This window comes from Stenotrophomonas sp. Sm2128, from assembly GCF_030985535.1.
Classification (GTDB): domain Bacteria; phylum Pseudomonadota; class Gammaproteobacteria; order Xanthomonadales; family Xanthomonadaceae; genus Stenotrophomonas; species Stenotrophomonas maltophilia.
This window is the reverse complement of record NZ_JAPTFQ010000010.1, coordinates 1-15396: the sequence shown is the minus strand read 5'-3', so window position 1 is coordinate 15396 and position 15396 is coordinate 1. Positions and strand designations below refer to the sequence as shown.

Here is a 15396-nt window from a genome sequence, read left to right as displayed (position 1 = left end):
GGTCGCCATCTACCGGACTGCGGGCCGTGCCGTCGCGCCCGATGGCTGCCACCGTGCCAACCACGCATCCACGCTCAGCCTGCCGGCGCCGCTGAAAATCAACGGCAGCAGCATCGCCATGAACAGCACCGGCAGCTTGAAGTTGCCGAAGCCCTGGTCAGTGATCGCATAGCCCATCGCGAGGTCGCCCAGAGAGTCCCATTGCATCGGCCAGTGCACGGCATAGGTGGCCACCACGGTCAATACCAGCAGGCTGGCGGCGGCGAAACGCGTACCGAAACCCAACAGCAGGCAGGCCGCGCCGACCAGTTCGAACCAGGTCGCCAGCTGCCAGTTCAGCGTGCTCGGCAGCTGATCGAACGGGAACGGAAAGGCATCCTGCAGGTCGGCGAACCAGTTCTGGCCGTGCAGTTTCTCGCGGCCGGATTCGAAGTATTCCCAGCCCAGCAGCAGGCGCAGGCCGAGCGGGGCCAACCAGGGGGCGAGACGGTCCAGCTGGCCACGCGCGGTGGCCAGGGTCGGAAGGTTCATCAGGGGGGCTCCGCGAATGAGGTGTGTCAGGGAGGGGCTGTGAGCGGGCCGATCACGCCGGCCTGCAGGAACTGCCGCAGCAGCGCGGCACCGGGTTCGGCCAGCGCATCCTCGGCCAGGCCGTGCGCAGCGGCCAGACGCTGCAGGTAGGCCTGACCATCAAGGCCGGGCTGTTCGCCGATGCTGGACAGCAGGAACACCGCCAGAGGGCTGAGCGCGGCGAATCGCACCTCGCCGTCGGCATCGCGGCGCACCAGAAGGCCAGTCGGCTCGGCCGGCGGCTCGGTCGGTGCGTCCTCGGCACCGAGCCGGTGCACCGGCCACTGGTACAGCAGCGGCCATGCCAAGGGCGAGCGCTGCAGCGGCACCCGCAGCGGGTCGGTGTCGTCCTGCGCCGGCAGCGGTTCGGCATCCAGCTGGTACAGCGCGGTTTCCACCCACTCGTAGTGGGCCAGTTCGGCCAACGCCGGATGCGGCAGCTGTGGCTGCGCCTGCAGCCACTGCACGAATTCGGCGGCCAGTTCGGTGAACAGCGGTGTCTGGCAGCGATGGGTCGCGAAGTAATGGCGCACCAGTCCGCTCCAGGCCGGCTCGCCGAGCAGGCGCACGCAGACCGGGAAGCCGTTGCTCAACAGGCCGAGCAGGTTGTTGAACAGCAGTCGTTGGTATGCCGCGACCCGGCGTGATTCCAGCCCGGCCGGTGGCGGCACGCCCTGTGGATCACGCAGATGGGCAGTGAATGCGTGCTGCTGCGCGCGCAGCGTGTCGGGAGCATCAGTCATGTGCGCCCCCGGCGTGCGTCGCCTGCAGGCGCCGGATGGTCTGCAGCTCGCCCTGCAGTTCGGTGTAGGGCGGGAAGTTGAAATCGCGCTCAAGCAGGGTGGGGCGTGCGCCGATGCGCGCATAGGTGCGTGCCAGCAGCGCCCAGACCGGGTCGATCACCGCGCTGCCATGGGTATCGATCTTCAGGTCCGGTGCCTCGTCCAGGTGCCCGGCCACGTGCAGGCAGACGATGCGTTCTGCGGGCAGCCCGGCAATGAAGGTGTCGGCGTCGTAGCCGTGGTTGCAGGCGTTGACGTAGACGTTGTTGACGTCCAGCAGCAGGTCGCAGTCGGCCTCGGCGAGCACGGCGTTGGTGAAGGCCAGCTCGTCCATCGCCGGCTCCGGCGCCAGGTAGTAGGACACGTTCTCCACTGCGATGCGGCGACCCAGCAGGTCCTGCACGCGGGCGATGCGCGCGGCGGTATGGCGCACCGCTTCGTCGGTGAACGGAATCGGCAGCAGGTCGTACAGGTGTCCGTCGTCGCTGCAGTAGCTCAGGTGCTCGCTGTACAGTGGCACACGGTGCTTCTCCAGGAACTGGCCGACCTGTTCCAGCAGCTGCGTATCCAGTGGCGCGCTGCCGCCCAGCGACAACGACAGGCCGTGGCAGCTCAACGGATGGCGCTGCGCCAGTTCGGCCAGTGCATCCCCGGCAGGACCACCGACATGGATCCAGTTCTCCGGCGCGCATTCGAGGAAATCGAAGTCACCCGCCGGTGCATCACGCAGGTCCTGCAGCAGCGCCCGGCGCAGCCCCAACCCGGCGGCCGCCGCACGAAGCGGCGACCGCAGGTGGACGGCGCTGGCGCGGACGTCAGTGCTTGGCACCGCACTTGCCTTCGCCGCACTTGCCCTCGGCCGACTTCTTGTCGCCGGACGTGGCCTTGGCGCCTGCCGCAGCACCGGCGGCCTTGCCCTTGTCGGCGCCGCATTTGCCCTCGGCACTCTTGCCGTCGGCACCACATTTGCCTTCGGCGTGCTTGGTCGCGTCGGCGGCCATCTTGGTATCTGCTGCCTTGGCATCGGTGCTGGCCTTGGCCGCCTGGCCGGCCACCAGATAGCCCTGGGCGAGGTCGCTCATGCTCAGCGCCGAGGCACTGGCGGTCATGCCCAGGCCGGCGGCCAGGGCGGTAGCAGTCAGCAGGGACAGGGTCTTGTTGGAACTGCTCATAGGTCGTGCTCCTGGGTGGTGGGCGGGTGCCCGGGTGGCCGGCAGGGGTGCCGGTGGAATCGATGGTGCAGCGATCCTACTCAACGAATCCTCGCCAAGACCTCAAATTTTCGTGAGGTTTGTTACAGAAGCATCCGGCGGGTTCGCACCGGGCAAGCCCGGCGCCCACAATGCGGGTGGAACACCCCAAAAAAGAAGGCCGCTCTCACCAGGACAGCGGCCACCTTGGAGTCAACTCCGGTGTTGCAGTGCAGCGTCAGGGCTGGCCGGTGCTGGAGGTCTCGTCGCGCTTCTCGCGCGGCGGCAGCGGCTGCTCGCCGTGCACCAGGAACCACACGTTCTCGGCGATGTTGGTGGCGTGGTCACCCACGCGCTCCAGGTTCTTGGCCATGAACAGCAGGTGGGTGCACGGGGTGATGTTGCGCGGGTCTTCCATCATGTAGGTCAGCAGCTCGCGGAACAGCGCGGTGTACTGCGCGTCCAGGCGGGCATCGTCCTCGCGCAGTTCCAGCGCGGCATCGGCGTCGTTGTCGCGGTAGGCGGCAATGGCACGGCGCACCTGCTGCGCAGCCAGGCGGCCCAGCGCACGCAGGCCCTGGATCTGCGGCAGCGGCGGCACCTTGCCCAGCGCGATCGAACGCTTGGCGACGTTGGCCGCGTAGTCGCCGATACGCTCGATGTCGGCCGGGATGCGCAGGCCCGCCAGGATCTCGCGCAGGTCGCGCGCCATCGGGCCGCGCAGGGCCAGGCGCATCACGTCATGGCTGATCTGCTGCTCCAGCGCATCAATGGCTTCGTCGTTGGCGATGATGCGATGGGCGGCGTTCTCGTCGCGCTTCTCGATCACGTCCATCGACGCTTCGAGCTGGGCGACGGCCATCTCGCCCATGCGCACGATCTCGGCCACCAGGCGTTGCTGCTCTTCGTCGTAGCTCTTGACGATGTGGTCGTTGGGAAGGTTCATGGTCTGCAATCCGGGTAGAGCCAGGCCGTGCCTGGCTGGGACATGTGGCGAAGGATCAGCGTCGATCAGCCGAAGCGACCGGTGATGTAGTCCTCGGTCTGCCGCTGCGACGGCTGCGAGAAGATCACTTCGGTGCGGTCGTGCTCGATCAGGTCGCCCAGGTACATGAAGGCGGTGTAGTCGGAAACGCGCGCGGCCTGCTGCATGTTGTGGGTGACGATGACGATGGTGTACTCGTGCTTGAGCTCTTCCACCAGCTGCTCGATGCGGCTGGTCGAGATCGGATCCAGCGCCGAGGTCGGCTCGTCCAGCAGCAGCACCGACGGGCGCAGCGCCACGGCACGGGCGATGCACAGGCGCTGCTGCTGGCCACCGGACAGGCCCAGCGCGCTCTGCCCCAGCTTGTCCTTCACTTCGTCCCACAGTGCGCCCTGGCGCAGTGCCTGCTCGACGCGGTCGGCCATGTCGGCCTTGCTCAGTTTCTCGTGGTGGCGGATGCCGTAGGCCACGTTCTCGAAGATGGTCATCGGGAACGGCACCGGCTTCTGGAACACCATGCCGACCTTGCTGCGCAGGCGGTTCATCGGGTACTTCGGCGACAGGATGTTCTCGCCGTCCAGCAGCACTTCACCGCGCGCTTCCAGCTTCGGGTACAGCGCGTAGATGCGGTTGAAGATGCGCAGCAGGGTCGACTTGCCGCAACCGGAGGGACCGATCAGCGCGGTCACGCGCTTTTCCGGAATCTCCAGGTTGATGCCCTTCAGGGCGTGGAACTTGTCGTAGTAGAAGTCCAGTCCACGCGCAGCCAGCTTCACCGGCGACGGCGTGTGCAGGCTCTCGTGCGAGGACGGCACGGCGATGCGCTGCATCGGCACGGCGTTGGAAAGGTCGTTCATGGCGTTGTCCACGGAAAGGTCAGTCATGGGAGATACGGTTGCGCAGCAGGATGCCGCGGGCGGCAAGGCTGACCAGCAACACGAAGACAGTCAGCACCAGGGCACCGGCCCAGGCCAGCACCTGCCAGGATTCATACGGGCTGCCGGCGAACTGGTTCATCACCACCGGCACCGAGGCCATCGGCTGGAAGATGTTGTTGTTCCAGTACTGGTTGCCGAAAGCGGTGAACAGCAGCGGAGCGGTCTCGCCGGAGATGCGGGCCAGCGCCAGCAGGATGCCGGTGATGATGCCGGCCGAGGCACTGCGGTACAGCACCTGCACGATCACCTTCCACTGCGGGATGCCCAGCGACAGGGCCGCTTCGCGCATCTGCGATGGCACCAGCCGCAGCATCTCGTCGGTGGTGCGCACCACCACCGGCAGCACGATGAAGGCCAGCGACAGGGCACCGGCGAACGCCGAGAAGTTGCCGCCGGTCTGCATCACGTACAGGGTGTAGACGAACAGGCCCAGCACGATCGACGGTGCCGACAGCAGGATGTCATTGACGAAGCGGACCACGGTGCCGGCCTTGCGGGCGTTGCCGTACTCGGCCAGCCAGGTACCGGCCAGCACGCCCAGCGGCGTGCCGATGCCGATCGCCAGCGCACACATCACGGCACTGCCGAAGAAGGCGTTGGCGAGGCCACCATCCTGCATCGGCGGCGGCGTCATCTTGGTGAACAGGTCCCAGTTGATGCCGGCCAGGCCTTTCGAGGCCAGGGTGAACAGGATCCAGCCCAGGAAGAACAGGCCGAACAGCGCGGTGGCGCAGGAGGCGGTGATCGCAACGACGTTGCCGATGCTGCGGCGCAGGTACAACGAATCAGCGGTGGTGGACATCAGTTGCCCTCCTTGCGGGACAGGCGCATCAGCATCAGGCGGGCGATGGCCAGCACCACGAAGGTGACGATGAAGAGGACGAAGCCGAGCAGCAGCAGGGCCGAACGGTAGGTTTCAGTGGCTTCGCCGAAATCGTTGGCGATCAGCGCGGCGATGGTGGTGCCCGGCTCCAGCAGCGACGGCGACAGGCGCACGCTGTTGCCGATCACGAAGGCCACCGCCATCGTCTCGCCCAGGGCGCGGCCGAGGCCGAGGAAGATGCCGCCGATCACTGCCGAGCGGGTGTAGGGCAGGACGATGTCCCAGCTCACTTCCCACTTGGTGGAGCCCAGCGCGTACGCCGACTCCTTCAGGCGGGTCGGCACGGTCAGGAACACTTCGCGCATCACCGAGGAGATGAACGGAATGACCATGATGGCCAGCACGAAACCGGCGGTGAGCATGCCGATGCCCAGCGGCGGGCCCTGGAACATCGGGCCGATGATCGGCCATTCGCCCAGGGTCTCGTTGAGGAACGGGGTGACGTACTCGGTCATCACCGGCACCAGCACGAACAGGCCCCACATGCCGTAGATGATCGAGGGAATGCCGGCCAGCAGTTCGATGGCGGTACCGACCGGGCCACGCAGCCAGCGCGGCGCGACTTCGGTGAGGAAGAAGGCGATGCCGAAGCTGACCGGCACGGCGATGACCATCGCGATGAGCGCGGTGACCAGGGTGCCGTAGATCGGAGCGAGGGCGCCGAACTTGTTTTCGACCGGGTTCCAGTCGGCGGAGAAGAAGAAGCTCAGGCCCTGCATCTGCAGGGCATGGCGGCCGCCCCACAGCATCGACAGCGCGGCGCAGGCCAGGGCGATCAGGACGAAGATGACGGTGCCGACCAGCACCCATCGGAACAGTTTGTCGTTGCGGGCATCACGCGCATCACGCGTGGACGGGGCGGCTACAGGCTGGGCGATGGCATTCATGGGGACGGCAGGGCCAGAAAGGGGCGGGGCGGCACGGCGTGGAAGAAGCGGTGCCCGCGTGGGGCGGGCACCGTCGTGTCCATCACTTCAGGTCGGTCGCCCAGTAGGCCTCGATCTGCTTGACCAGTTCGGCCGGCAGCGGCACGTAGTGCAGCTCGTTGGCCTGCGCCTGGCCGTTTTCGAAGGCCCACTTGAAGAAGGCCAGGGTGTCCTGGTTGCGCTTGGCGTCCTTCGGCTTCTTCTGCATCAGCATGAAGTTGGTGGCGGTGATCGGCCACGCCTGCTCGCCCGGAGCGTTGGTGATGACCAGGTTGAAGTCCTTGGCGCTGGCCCAGTCGGCGCTGGCGGCCGCGGCGGCGAAGGTTTCCGCGCTCGGCTCGACCCAGTTGCCGGCCGCGTTCTGCATGGCGGTGTACGGCATGCCGTTCTGCAGCGCGTAGGCCAGTTCGACGTAGCCGATCGAGCCCTTGATCTGCTTCACGTAGGAAGCGACGCCTTCATTGCCCTTGCCACCGACGCCGTCCGGCCACTGCACCGAGGTGCCTTCGCCGACCTTGCTCTTCCACTCCGGGCTGACCTTGGACAGGTAGTTGGAGAAGTTGAAGGTGGTGCCCGAACCGTCCGAACGGTGGACCAGGGTGATCTTGCCGTCCGGCAGCTTCACGCCCGGGTTGGCGGCGACGATGGCCGGGTCGTTCCAGGTCTTGACCTTGCCCAGGAAGATGTCGGCCAGCAGGGCGCCGCTCAGGCGCAGCTTGCCGGCTTCCAGGCCTTCGATGTTGACCACCGGCACCACGCCGCCGATGGCGGACGGGAACTGCGCCAGGCCGGCCTGGGCCAGCTCTTCGCTGCTCAGCGGCTTGTCGGAGGAACCGAAGTCGACGGTTCCGGCCTTGATCTGGGCAATACCGCCGCCGGAGCCGATCGACTGGTAGTTGATCTTGGCGCCGGTGCTGGTGTTGTAGTCAGCCGACCACTTGGAGACCAGCGGGAAGATGAAGGACGCGCCCGCGCCGGACACTTCGGCGGTCACCTTGGCACCGGCAGCGGCCGGGGCGGCGGCGCCGTCGGCAGCCGGCTGCTGCGCGGCCTGCTTGTCGCCACCGCAGGCCGACAGGCCCAGGGCGATGGCCAGGGAAAGGGCGGCGAGGCCGGCCGAGTGCAGTTTCATGGTCACTCCATAGCGGGGAAGAGCCGACGTGGTCGGCGGATGCGGCTATGAAATGATGTTTTTGTTACAGCCGTATTACCACCATGACAGGGGTGTCCTGGATCACGTTCTGACAAGGGTTTCACAGGATTGGCGCCGATCCGGCAGGTGCCCGGAAACCCCCGATCTGCGCACCGATATGACGGTCGGTTGGCCCTTGTAGAGTTGAGCCATGCTCGACTGCTCCCTGTTCTCGGTAGGTGCGGACCGTTGGTCCGCACGCTCCAGCACCCAGCCGAGCGTGGGCTCGTCTCTACAAACGCTCCTGCCTTCCATGACCCCACCGACTCCCCCATGGATCAGCGAAGGCGCAGCGCTCTTCACGACCCATCCCCCAAAAACAAGAAGAGCGCGAGATCTCGAGGATCTCGCGCCCGGGTGGGAGCGGCGGGGGAGAGAGGACCCGCCGCCCCCGTTCCTGCGGGGGAACGCGCTTACTTCAGGTTCTGCGACCAGTAGGTCTCGATCTGGCGGACCAGGCTGTCCGGCAGCGGCACGTAGTCCAGCTGGCGGGCCTGGGCGTCGCCATTCTTGTAGACCCAGCGGAAGAACTCCTGGGTCGCCTTGCCATTGGCAGCATTCTTCGGCGTCTTCTGCACCAGGATGAAGTTGGTGGCGGTGATCGGCCAGGACTCGGCGCCCGGCGCGTTGGTCATCACCAGGTAGAAGTCGCGGGCGTTGGCCCAGTCGGCGCTGGCGGCAGCGGCTGCGAACGAGGTGTCGCTCGGCTGCACGAACTTGCCGGCGGCATTCTTCATCGCGGTGTAGGAGAGCTTGTTCTGCAGCGCGTAGGACAGTTCGACATAGCCGATGCCGCCCTTGATCTGCTTCACATAGGCGGCAACACCTTCGTTGCCCTTGCCGCCGATGCCGGCGGGCCACTGCACCGAGGTGCCTTCACCGACCGAGCTCTTCCACTCCGGGCTGACCTTGGACAGGTAATTGACGAAGTTGAAGGTGGTGCCCGAGCCGTCCGAACGATGCACGACGGTGACCTTGGCGTTGGGCAGGGTCACGCCCGGGTTCAGCGCGGCGATGGCCGGGTCGTTCCAGGTCTTGATCTTGCCCAGGAAGATGTTGGCCAGCACCGCGCCGTCCAGCTTCAGCGCGCCCGGCGCGATGCCGGCCACGTTGACCACCGGCACCACGCCGCCGATCACCGACGGGAACTGCGCCAGGCCCGCAGCAGCCAGGTCTTCCGGCTTCAGCGGCGCGTCGGAGGAGCCGAAATCAACGGTCTTGGCCTTGATCTGGGCAATGCCGCCGCCGGAACCGATGGACTGGTAGTTGACCTTGTTGCCGGTTGCGGTGCTGTAGTCGGCCGACCACTTGGACATGACCGGGTAGATGAACGATGCGCCCGCGCCGGTGATATCGGCGGCGTTGGCGGCGAACACGGACGATGCGGCCAGGATGGCGACAGCGGCGCGCGACTTGAAGGCGTGGATCACGGGGAGACTCCTGGGGTGGTGGTCGAAGGGCGGTTGCCCGACGTTTCGGTGCACATTCCATAACGGTTGCGTGACACCCCCGCGTCTGTCATATGACGCGGGCGTGACACGCGTCATGAGCGATGTCACGTCCGCTGCGCCGGCAGGGCAGCGCGGCTACCGATGCAACGACGAAGGCACGGCCGGGGCCGTGCCTTCGCGGGTCAACGCAGGGGGCTGGACTTACCAGAAGAACTGCGCGCGGGCTTCCAGGATGTTGGGATCATCGTTGACGAAACCGCGCGCCGTGGAGCTGTACTTCTTGCTGTCGACCATCACGTAGTTGAGCATCAGCTTGAAGTTGGAACGCAGGTACCAGTTGGCGCCAACGGTCCAGATGTCCATCTTGCCACCCAGCACGCCATCGACGATCGGCGGGCGACCGGCAACCGGGTTGGCGGCGAGGTTGCCGTCATTGAGGTCCATGTGGTCGTAGCGCACGCCCAGCTGCCACTGGCCGCCGGCCGGGTTGTTCGGCAGGCCGGTGCCCGGGGTCCCGCCCTTGTAGCTCCAGGTCTCGCCGGTGACGTTCCACACGCCGCTGATGTAATAGCCGTCGCTGGTGTAGTTGTCGTGGTCGTAGCGCTTGGCCTTGCTGGTGTAGTACTCGGCCTGGGCCTTGAACGGGCCCTGGAAGTACATCGCTTCGGCACCGATGGTGCTGACGCGGTCGGTGTCGGTCAGGTTGCCGCTGTCGACCAGGCGGGCCGTGGCGAGGTCGGCATTCGGACGTGCACGCACGCGCAGGGTGTCGGCGTCGGTGTCGTAGTTGACGTAGCTCAGTCCGAAGTGCAGGACCTGGCCCTTTTCATTGATCGGGGCCCAGGTGCCACGCGCGCCGTAGCCGCTGCCGTGGGCCAGGTTGCGGGTCAGCTCGCGGCCGAAGGCGCTGGCAGTCACCGACCAGTTGTCCTGGCCGTAGCTGTACGCGCCGCCCAGGCGGCGGGCGATGGCATAGGTGTTGGTGACCGCTGCCTTGGAAATGAAATCGTTGTTCTTGGTGCTGGACAGTTCTTCCAGGCTGTTGGGCTGCTTGAACTGGCCCAGCTGCAGGAAGTGGTTGGCGTTGCCCAGCAGCTTGTACTTCACGTTGGTGTCGAGGAACTTGTCGGCCTTGGCGTCATAGCCGACCACCCACTCCACGTTGCCCGGGCCCTTGCCCTTCAGCACCAGCTCGGCGCGACGCAGTTCGAATTCGCTGTTCTTGCCGTTGCCGGCGTCGCCACCGTTGAGGTCGACCACATCGTTGTGGAACCAGTTGCCATCGGCCTGGACCAGGCCTTCGAAGGTGATTTCCGAACCGCCGATCACGTCGATGGCGACTTCGGCGTGTGCAGCCGGCACATACAGCGCAGCAGCCACGGCCACCGTCAGGAGTTGGTGATGCAGTTTCATGGAGAGGAGCCTTGCAGGCAGGTGGGAAGATGCGCGCAGGCTAGAAGGTAAAGATTGCGTAAATGTGACAGTTCACGCGCGGCAGACATCCACCGCAGGCCCCGTCACGGCAGGGCCTGCCATTGAACCCGCTTGCGTATGACGCCCGGATTGCGCCTTGGTTGCAGTCGATCCACGCCCTGCATGGATGCGGCCGTCACTCGGCCGGGGTCTTGTCCTTGAACCGGCACAGATCGGCGATCACGCATCCCGGGCAATCCGGCTTGCGCGCCTTGCACACATAACGTCCGTGCAGGATCAGCCAGTGATGCGCGTCGAGCAGGAACTCGGCGGGGATCACCTTCACCAGCTTGTCTTCCACTTCGCGCACATTCTTTCCCGGGGCCAGGCCGGTACGGTTGGAGACGCGGAAGATATGCGTGTCCACCGCCATCACCGGCTCGCCGAACGCGGTGTTGAGCACCACGTTTGCGGTCTTGCGGCCCACGCCCGGCAGTGCTTCCAGCGCATCGCGATCGCGCGGCACTTCACCGCCGTGCTTTTCCAGCAGGATCGCGCAGGTGGCGATCACGTTCTTCGCCTTGGCGTTGAACAGGCCGATGGTGGCGATGTACTGCTTCAGTCCTTCTTCGCCAAGCGCGAGGATCTTCGCCGGCGTGTTGGCCACCGGGAACAGGCGGCGCGTGGCCTTGTTGACGCCGACGTCGGTGGCCTGCGCCGACAGCGCCACCGCCACCAGCAGCTCGAACGGCGAGCTGTACTCCAGTTCGGTCTTCGGGTGCGGGTTGAGTTCGCGCAGGCGGGTGAACATTTCCACCACGTCGGCGCGCGGCATCGTGCCGCCACGCCGCGCCGGGGCGCGTGCGGTTTTCTTCGTGGTCGCCATTACTGCTCCTTGCCGCTGGCGCGGGCCTTGGCCCGGGCGAGGATGGCGGCGGCCGCGGCGGGCAGGGCGGGCTTCACGTCCGGCGCCGGGGCGGGCGTGCGCCGCGCGTCGCGTTCGGCTTCGCGGCGGGCCAGTCGCACCGCACGCGCGCGGTAGCGTTCGCGTGCCGCCCAGGCGGCCTGAAGCTGCTGCTGGGCCTGCTGCAACCGCTGCGGGAGTTCCGGGTGGCCGGGCAGCAACTGCGCGTCGTCGGCGCGGGCGACATAGTCCATCAGCCCGGCCTGCAGGGCGCCATCGAGATCGTCTGCCTGGACCCGGGCAAACAGCTGCGCGGGGTTGGGTCGGGATGCCATGGCGTCAGCGGTTCTGGAAGGCCGGCGGGCGACGCTGCAGGAAGGCGCTGGTTCCCTCGCGCATGTCCTCGGTGGCGAACAGCAGGCCGAACTGTGCGCTTTCGTATTCCAGCCCGGCTTCCAGGCTGCATTCGCCGCCCACGTGCACCGCATCGAGCAGGCCGCGCAGGGCCAGCGGCGCCGAGCGTGCCAGCTGCCGGGCGATGTCCTGCACGCGGTTGTCCAGCGCGTCGGCCGGTACCACCTCGTTGACGATCCCCAGTTCCAGCGCACGTGCGGCATTGATCGGTGCACCCAGCAGGCATAGCTCCAGGGTGGCGGCGCGGCCGCACAGGCGCAGCAGGCGCTGGCTGCCGCCGAAGCCGGGAATCAGCCCGAGATTGATTTCCGGTTGGCCGACTTTGGCGGTATCGGCGGCAATGCGCAGGTGGCAGGCCATGGCCAGTTCCAGGCCGCCGCCCAGGGCAAAACCGTTGACGCGGGCGATGACCGGTTTGGGCATGCGCTCGATCTGGCGCATCAGGGCCTGGCCCAGCAGCGAGAAATCACGTCCCTGAACCGCGCTGAGTGTGTTCATCTCGGCGATGTCAGCGCCAGCCACGAACGCCTTCGGGCCGGCACCGGTCAGCACCACCACGCGGATCTCCGGGTCTGCTGCGGCGGCGCTGAAGGCCTCGGCCAGGGCCTGCAGGGTCGCGGCGTTCAGGGCGTTGAGCTTGTCCGGGCGCTGGACGGTCACGGTGCGGATGGCGCCGTCGTCGGTGACAGCGATCAGGGCATCGGCCACGGGGAAACTCCTGGAACGTTAAAAAAAAGTGATATTGAACTCCGCGAACGCAGACGGGTCATAGCCTGCATCGTGAGTAGCGGTTACACGTTGCGCCCGTTATCCTAACCCGTCGCCTCAGGGCGGCGCAGAACGTCCCTGAGTTACCACCCCTGGAGAACTGTTTGATGAAGTTGCGTTCTATCGCGGTCGCCGTCGCGGCCCTGGCCCTGACGGGCAATGCCTTCGCCCAGGACGTCTCGTCCGAAAAGGGCAAGCTGAGCTACTACTTCGGTTACGACTACGGCAACAACCTGGCGGAGCTGACCGGTCGTGGTGAGCAGCTGGACATCAACTCGGTGGTGAAGGGCCTGCAGGATGCCTACGCCAAGAAGCAGCCGGCGATCACCGCCGAGCAGCTGAAGCCGGCCGTTGAAGCGTTCCAGAAGCGCGAGCAGGGCCGTGCCCAGGCTGCCAAGGCCGAGTACGAGAAGGCTGCTGCCGAAAACAAGACCAAGAGCGATCAGTTCATCGCGGCGAACAAGGCCAAGGCCGGCGTGCAGTCGCTGCCGAGCGGCGTCCAGTACCGCGTGATCGAAGCCGGCAAGGGTGCCAAGCCGACCCAGGCCAGCACCGTGCAGCTGGAAGTGGCCGGTCCGTTCCCGTACGGCCAGCGCCCGACCGAAGCCCGCCCGGCCCAGCAGATCCCGTCGATCAAGGTCAGCGAAGTCGAAATGAAGGCCATGCGCGAGACCCTGCTGCAGATGCCGGCCGGCTCGAAGTGGGAAGTCACCCTGCCGCCGGACCAGGCCTACGGTGCGGACCCGCGCACCCCGTTCCCGCCGAACGTGGCTGTGCAGTTCGAGATCAAGCTGGTCAGCGTCAAGTAAATCGAAGCAGTAAACCAAACGCGCCGGTGATTCCACCGGCGCGTTTTTGTTTGCGCAGTGCCTGACGGTACAGTCGACTGTCAGTCGACTGCTCTTGGGTCACATCGGGGAAACGCCCGCGCTGCGCGCGCTAGTCGACTGACAGTCGACTCTACCGTCCGACCGGCCCACCCGCGCAAATTCAGCCCGTTCGCGCTACTGTTGCCGGGTGCAAACAATGGAAGAAACGGCGCGTGTTGTCGCAAGTCCCTGCATCGGAGTGTGCACGCTGGATCCGCACCGGCAGTGCACCGGCTGCGGGCGTCATATCGATGAAATCGCACGGTGGTCGTCGATGAGCAACGACGAACGCAGTCGCATCCTGCATCGCGTGCAGCCGTTGCGGGCGCAGCTCCAGCAATCACTGCGCGGCTCGCTGGCCGACCACGAACGTTTGATGCGCGCGCTGCATCCGTTGGCCGATCCGCCGGCCGGCGATGGCTGGAACCGCAGCGAACTGATCGATCTGCTGCCGCCCGGGCCTCCGGTGGAAGCGGCCGTGCTCGCGGGAATCGTGCCGCGCGCCAGTGGCGCGCAGGTGATCCTCACCCGTCGCACCGAAACCCTGCGCACGCACGGTGGCCAGGTCGGATTCCCCGGCGGCCGCACCGAGCCCGACGACCGCGACGCACTGGCGGCAGCATTGCGTGAGAGCCAGGAAGAAATCGCCTTGGCTCCGGGCCAGGTGCAGGCGCTGGGCTATCTCGATCCCTTCGTGACGATCACCGGCTATCGGGTCACCCCGGTGGTGGCGGTGGTCGATCCGGACTTCGTGCCGGTGCCGCAGCCCAGCGAAGTGGCCGAGGTGTTCGAGGTGCCGCTGGACTACCTGATGGCGGCGGACAACCTGCGCCAGGTCGAAATCAACCATCGCGGCCGCATCCGTCACGTCCTTGAGTACAGCTGGCCCGGCCAGCGCATCTGGGGCGCCACCGCGGCCATTCTCTACAACCTGCGTCGCCGCCTGGAGCAAGTGCAATGAACCCGATCGATCCGCCGTGGACCACCCTGGTCGATGTCGCCACCCTGGCCGCTGCGTTGGGCGAGGGCGTGCGCGTGGTCGACGCACGCGCCACCGCCAGCACCGCGGTGCGGGTGGTTGATGCGCGTTCCTCGCTGGCCGATCCGCAGGCAGGTAGCGGCCAGTACCTGGCAGGTCATATCCCGGGTGCGGTGTATGCCGATCTGAATCGTGACCTGTCCGATCTGTCGCGCGTCGGCCATGGTCGCCATCCGCTGCCGGACAGCGATGCCTTCGCCGCGAAGCTCGGCCAGTGGGGCATCGGTCCTGACACGCAGGTGGTGGTCTACGACGGCAGCGACGGCAGCATGGCCGCCTCGCGCCTGTGGTGGCTGCTGCGCCTGATCGGGCACAGCAAGGTGGCCGTGCTCGATGGTGGTATCGCCGCGTGGCAGGCCGCACGGCAACCTTTGGCGACGGGGCCGGATGAGGTGACCGCGCTGCCGGCTTACCCGGGCCGTTTCGACACCACCCAGATCGCCAATGCCGAGGAGATCAGCGCACGCCTGAAGCACGCGCCGGGCTGGCTGGTCGACGCACGCGCGGGCGAACGCTTCCGCGGCGAAGTCGAGCCGCTGGACCCGGTCGCCGGCCACGTACCCGGCGCGGTCAACCGTCCGTTTGCGTTGAACGTCGCCGACGGCCGGCTGCGCGATGCACAGGAACTGCGCGTCGAGCTGCAGGGTGTGATCGGCAACCGTGATCCGCAGCAGGTGGTGCTGATGTGCGGCTCCGGCGTGACCGCCTGCCACCTGCTGCTGGCGATGGAAAGCGCAGGCCTGAGCGGCGCACGCATCTACGCCGACTCCTGGAGCGGTTGGGTGAGCGACAGCAGCCGCCCGGTGGCGACCGGCGCCTGAGAAGCGCGGGGTCGGATCCGTTTTCCAACGGGAAACGGCTCTGACCCTATCGAGCGTAAATCCGGGTCAGAGCCCGTTGCGTGGCCACGGGATCCGACCCCGTGTCGACCAAGGTCGGCACCCACCAACAGCGGCAGAAATCTGTCGAAGGCGGGGTGGGTCCGGTTGCGGGGCCGACCGAGCTTACATGGGTGAGGGCGCTTTGCTTGCGAAGCACTGCTTCGCAAGCGCCCGAACGCACAGCCGCCAGC

The 15396-nt window shown here is 66.7% G+C and carries 17 protein-coding genes; 3 read left to right on the top strand and 14 right to left on the bottom strand.

Features of this window, described 5'->3' with window-relative positions:
• Window positions 1-9 precede the first annotated feature (9 nt).
• The 14 genes from O0K41_RS04835 to O0K41_RS04770 form a co-directional block, all read right to left on the bottom strand.
• Window positions 10-531 (bottom strand): DoxX family protein, encoded by a 522-nt coding sequence (locus O0K41_RS04835; protein ID WP_049449710.1) that lies wholly within the window; start codon window positions 529-531, stop codon window positions 10-12.
• Between the two features lie 26 nt (window positions 532-557).
• Window positions 558-1313: a putative DNA-binding domain-containing protein gene (locus tag O0K41_RS04830; RefSeq protein WP_123958372.1), complete on the bottom strand. Its 756-nt coding sequence runs from the start codon at window positions 1311-1313 to the stop codon at window positions 558-560.
• Complete coding sequence (locus tag O0K41_RS04825) at window positions 1306-2181, bottom strand: DUF692 domain-containing protein (RefSeq protein WP_123958373.1); 876 nt, start codon at window positions 2179-2181, stop codon at window positions 1306-1308. The genes O0K41_RS04830 and O0K41_RS04825 overlap by 8 nt, the downstream gene beginning before the upstream one ends.
• Window positions 2168-2524: a hypothetical protein gene (locus O0K41_RS04820; protein ID WP_123958374.1), complete on the bottom strand. Its 357-nt coding sequence runs from the start codon at window positions 2522-2524 to the stop codon at window positions 2168-2170. The genes O0K41_RS04825 and O0K41_RS04820 overlap by 14 nt, the downstream gene beginning before the upstream one ends.
• Window positions 2525-2780: 256 nt before the next feature.
• Window positions 2781-3488, bottom strand: coding sequence for a phosphate signaling complex protein PhoU (gene phoU / locus O0K41_RS04815; RefSeq protein WP_005408787.1), 708 nt, complete (start codon window positions 3486-3488; stop codon window positions 2781-2783).
• 65 nt (window positions 3489-3553) lie between these two features.
• Entirely contained in the window at window positions 3554-4384 is an 831-nt protein-coding gene (gene pstB, locus O0K41_RS04810) for a phosphate ABC transporter ATP-binding protein PstB (RefSeq protein WP_005408788.1), read from the bottom strand.
• A gap of 19 nt (window positions 4385-4403) precedes the next feature.
• Window positions 4404-5267, bottom strand: a complete 864-nt coding sequence (gene pstA, locus O0K41_RS04805) for a phosphate ABC transporter permease PstA (RefSeq protein ID WP_308304445.1) — start codon at window positions 5265-5267, stop codon at window positions 4404-4406.
• Window positions 5267-6235 carry a phosphate ABC transporter permease subunit PstC gene (pstC, locus tag O0K41_RS04800; RefSeq protein ID WP_008267250.1) on the bottom strand — a complete coding sequence of 323 codons (969 nt, stop codon included), beginning with the start codon at window positions 6233-6235 and terminating at the stop codon, window positions 5267-5269. The genes pstA and pstC overlap by 1 nt, the downstream gene beginning before the upstream one ends.
• An 82-nt stretch (window positions 6236-6317) precedes the next feature.
• Window positions 6318-7406 (bottom strand): phosphate ABC transporter substrate-binding protein PstS, encoded by a 1089-nt coding sequence (gene pstS, locus O0K41_RS04795; protein WP_005408791.1) that lies wholly within the window; start codon window positions 7404-7406, stop codon window positions 6318-6320.
• Between the two features lie 473 nt (window positions 7407-7879).
• On the bottom strand, window positions 7880-8896 hold the full coding sequence (gene pstS, locus O0K41_RS04790) for a phosphate ABC transporter substrate-binding protein PstS (RefSeq protein ID WP_005408792.1): 1017 nt from the start codon (window positions 8894-8896) through the stop codon (window positions 7880-7882).
• A gap of 222 nt (window positions 8897-9118) precedes the next feature.
• Window positions 9119-10330 carry an OprO/OprP family phosphate-selective porin gene (locus tag O0K41_RS04785; RefSeq protein ID WP_005408793.1) on the bottom strand — a complete coding sequence of 404 codons (1212 nt, stop codon included), beginning with the start codon at window positions 10328-10330 and terminating at the stop codon, window positions 9119-9121.
• 196 nt (window positions 10331-10526) lie between these two features.
• Window positions 10527-11216 (bottom strand): endonuclease III, encoded by a 690-nt coding sequence (nth, locus tag O0K41_RS04780; protein ID WP_012479638.1) that lies wholly within the window; start codon window positions 11214-11216, stop codon window positions 10527-10529.
• Window positions 11216-11569 (bottom strand): hypothetical protein, encoded by a 354-nt coding sequence (locus O0K41_RS04775; RefSeq protein WP_005408795.1) that lies wholly within the window; start codon window positions 11567-11569, stop codon window positions 11216-11218. Before O0K41_RS04775 ends, nth begins: the two co-directional genes overlap by 1 nt.
• Before the next feature lie 4 nt (window positions 11570-11573).
• Entirely contained in the window at window positions 11574-12356 is a 783-nt protein-coding gene (locus tag O0K41_RS04770; protein ID WP_012479639.1) for an enoyl-CoA hydratase-related protein, read from the bottom strand.
• Between the two features lie 167 nt (window positions 12357-12523).
• On the opposite strand from O0K41_RS04770, the gene O0K41_RS04765 reads away from it, so the two are divergent.
• The 3 genes from O0K41_RS04765 to O0K41_RS04755 all read left to right on the top strand — a co-directional run bounded on the left by O0K41_RS04765 (window position 12524) and on the right by O0K41_RS04755 (window position 15145).
• A complete protein-coding gene (locus O0K41_RS04765; protein ID WP_005408797.1) occupies window positions 12524-13225 on the top strand; it encodes an FKBP-type peptidyl-prolyl cis-trans isomerase N-terminal domain-containing protein in 702 nt (233 codons plus the stop codon).
• 217 nt (window positions 13226-13442) lie between these two features.
• Window positions 13443-14246, top strand: coding sequence for a CoA pyrophosphatase (locus tag O0K41_RS04760; RefSeq protein WP_024957875.1), 804 nt, complete (start codon window positions 13443-13445; stop codon window positions 14244-14246).
• Window positions 14243-15145 carry a sulfurtransferase gene (locus O0K41_RS04755; RefSeq protein ID WP_088437150.1) on the top strand — a complete coding sequence of 301 codons (903 nt, stop codon included), beginning with the start codon at window positions 14243-14245 and terminating at the stop codon, window positions 15143-15145. Before O0K41_RS04760 ends, O0K41_RS04755 begins: the two co-directional genes overlap by 4 nt.
• The last annotated feature ends 251 nt before the right edge of the window (window positions 15146-15396 follow it).

Bases quoted from the DNA above. Each gene is read 5' to 3' on its own strand.
- nth (WP_012479638.1), bottom strand. From the start codon at position 11,216: ATGGCGACCACGAAGAAAACCGCACGCGCCCCGGCGCGGCGTGGCGGC.
- pstB (WP_005408788.1), bottom strand. From the start codon at position 4,384: ATGAACGACCTTTCCAACGCCGTGCCGATGCAGCGCATCGCCGTGCCG.
- pstA (WP_308304445.1), bottom strand. From the start codon at position 5,267: ATGTCCACCACCGCTGATTCGTTGTACCTGCGCCGCAGCATCGGCAAC.
- O0K41_RS04775 (WP_005408795.1), bottom strand. From the start codon at position 11,569: ATGGCATCCCGACCCAACCCCGCGCAGCTGTTTGCCCGGGTCCAGGCA.
- O0K41_RS04820 (WP_123958374.1), bottom strand. From the start codon at position 2,524: ATGAGCAGTTCCAACAAGACCCTGTCCCTGCTGACTGCTACCGCCCTG.
- phoU (WP_005408787.1), bottom strand. From the start codon at position 3,488: ATGAACCTTCCCAACGACCACATCGTCAAGAGCTACGACGAAGAGCAG.
- pstC (WP_008267250.1), bottom strand. From the start codon at position 6,235: ATGAATGCCATCGCCCAGCCTGTAGCCGCCCCGTCCACGCGTGATGCG.
- O0K41_RS04835 (WP_049449710.1), bottom strand. From the start codon at position 531: ATGAACCTTCCGACCCTGGCCACCGCGCGTGGCCAGCTGGACCGTCTC.
- O0K41_RS04765 (WP_005408797.1), top strand. From the start codon at position 12,524: ATGAAGTTGCGTTCTATCGCGGTCGCCGTCGCGGCCCTGGCCCTGACG.
- O0K41_RS04785 (WP_005408793.1), bottom strand. From the start codon at position 10,330: ATGAAACTGCATCACCAACTCCTGACGGTGGCCGTGGCTGCTGCGCTG.
- pstS (WP_005408791.1), bottom strand. From the start codon at position 7,406: ATGAAACTGCACTCGGCCGGCCTCGCCGCCCTTTCCCTGGCCATCGCC.
- O0K41_RS04755 (WP_088437150.1), top strand. From the start codon at position 14,243: ATGAACCCGATCGATCCGCCGTGGACCACCCTGGTCGATGTCGCCACC.
- O0K41_RS04760 (WP_024957875.1), top strand. From the start codon at position 13,443: ATGGAAGAAACGGCGCGTGTTGTCGCAAGTCCCTGCATCGGAGTGTGC.
- O0K41_RS04830 (WP_123958372.1), bottom strand. From the start codon at position 1,313: ATGACTGATGCTCCCGACACGCTGCGCGCGCAGCAGCACGCATTCACT.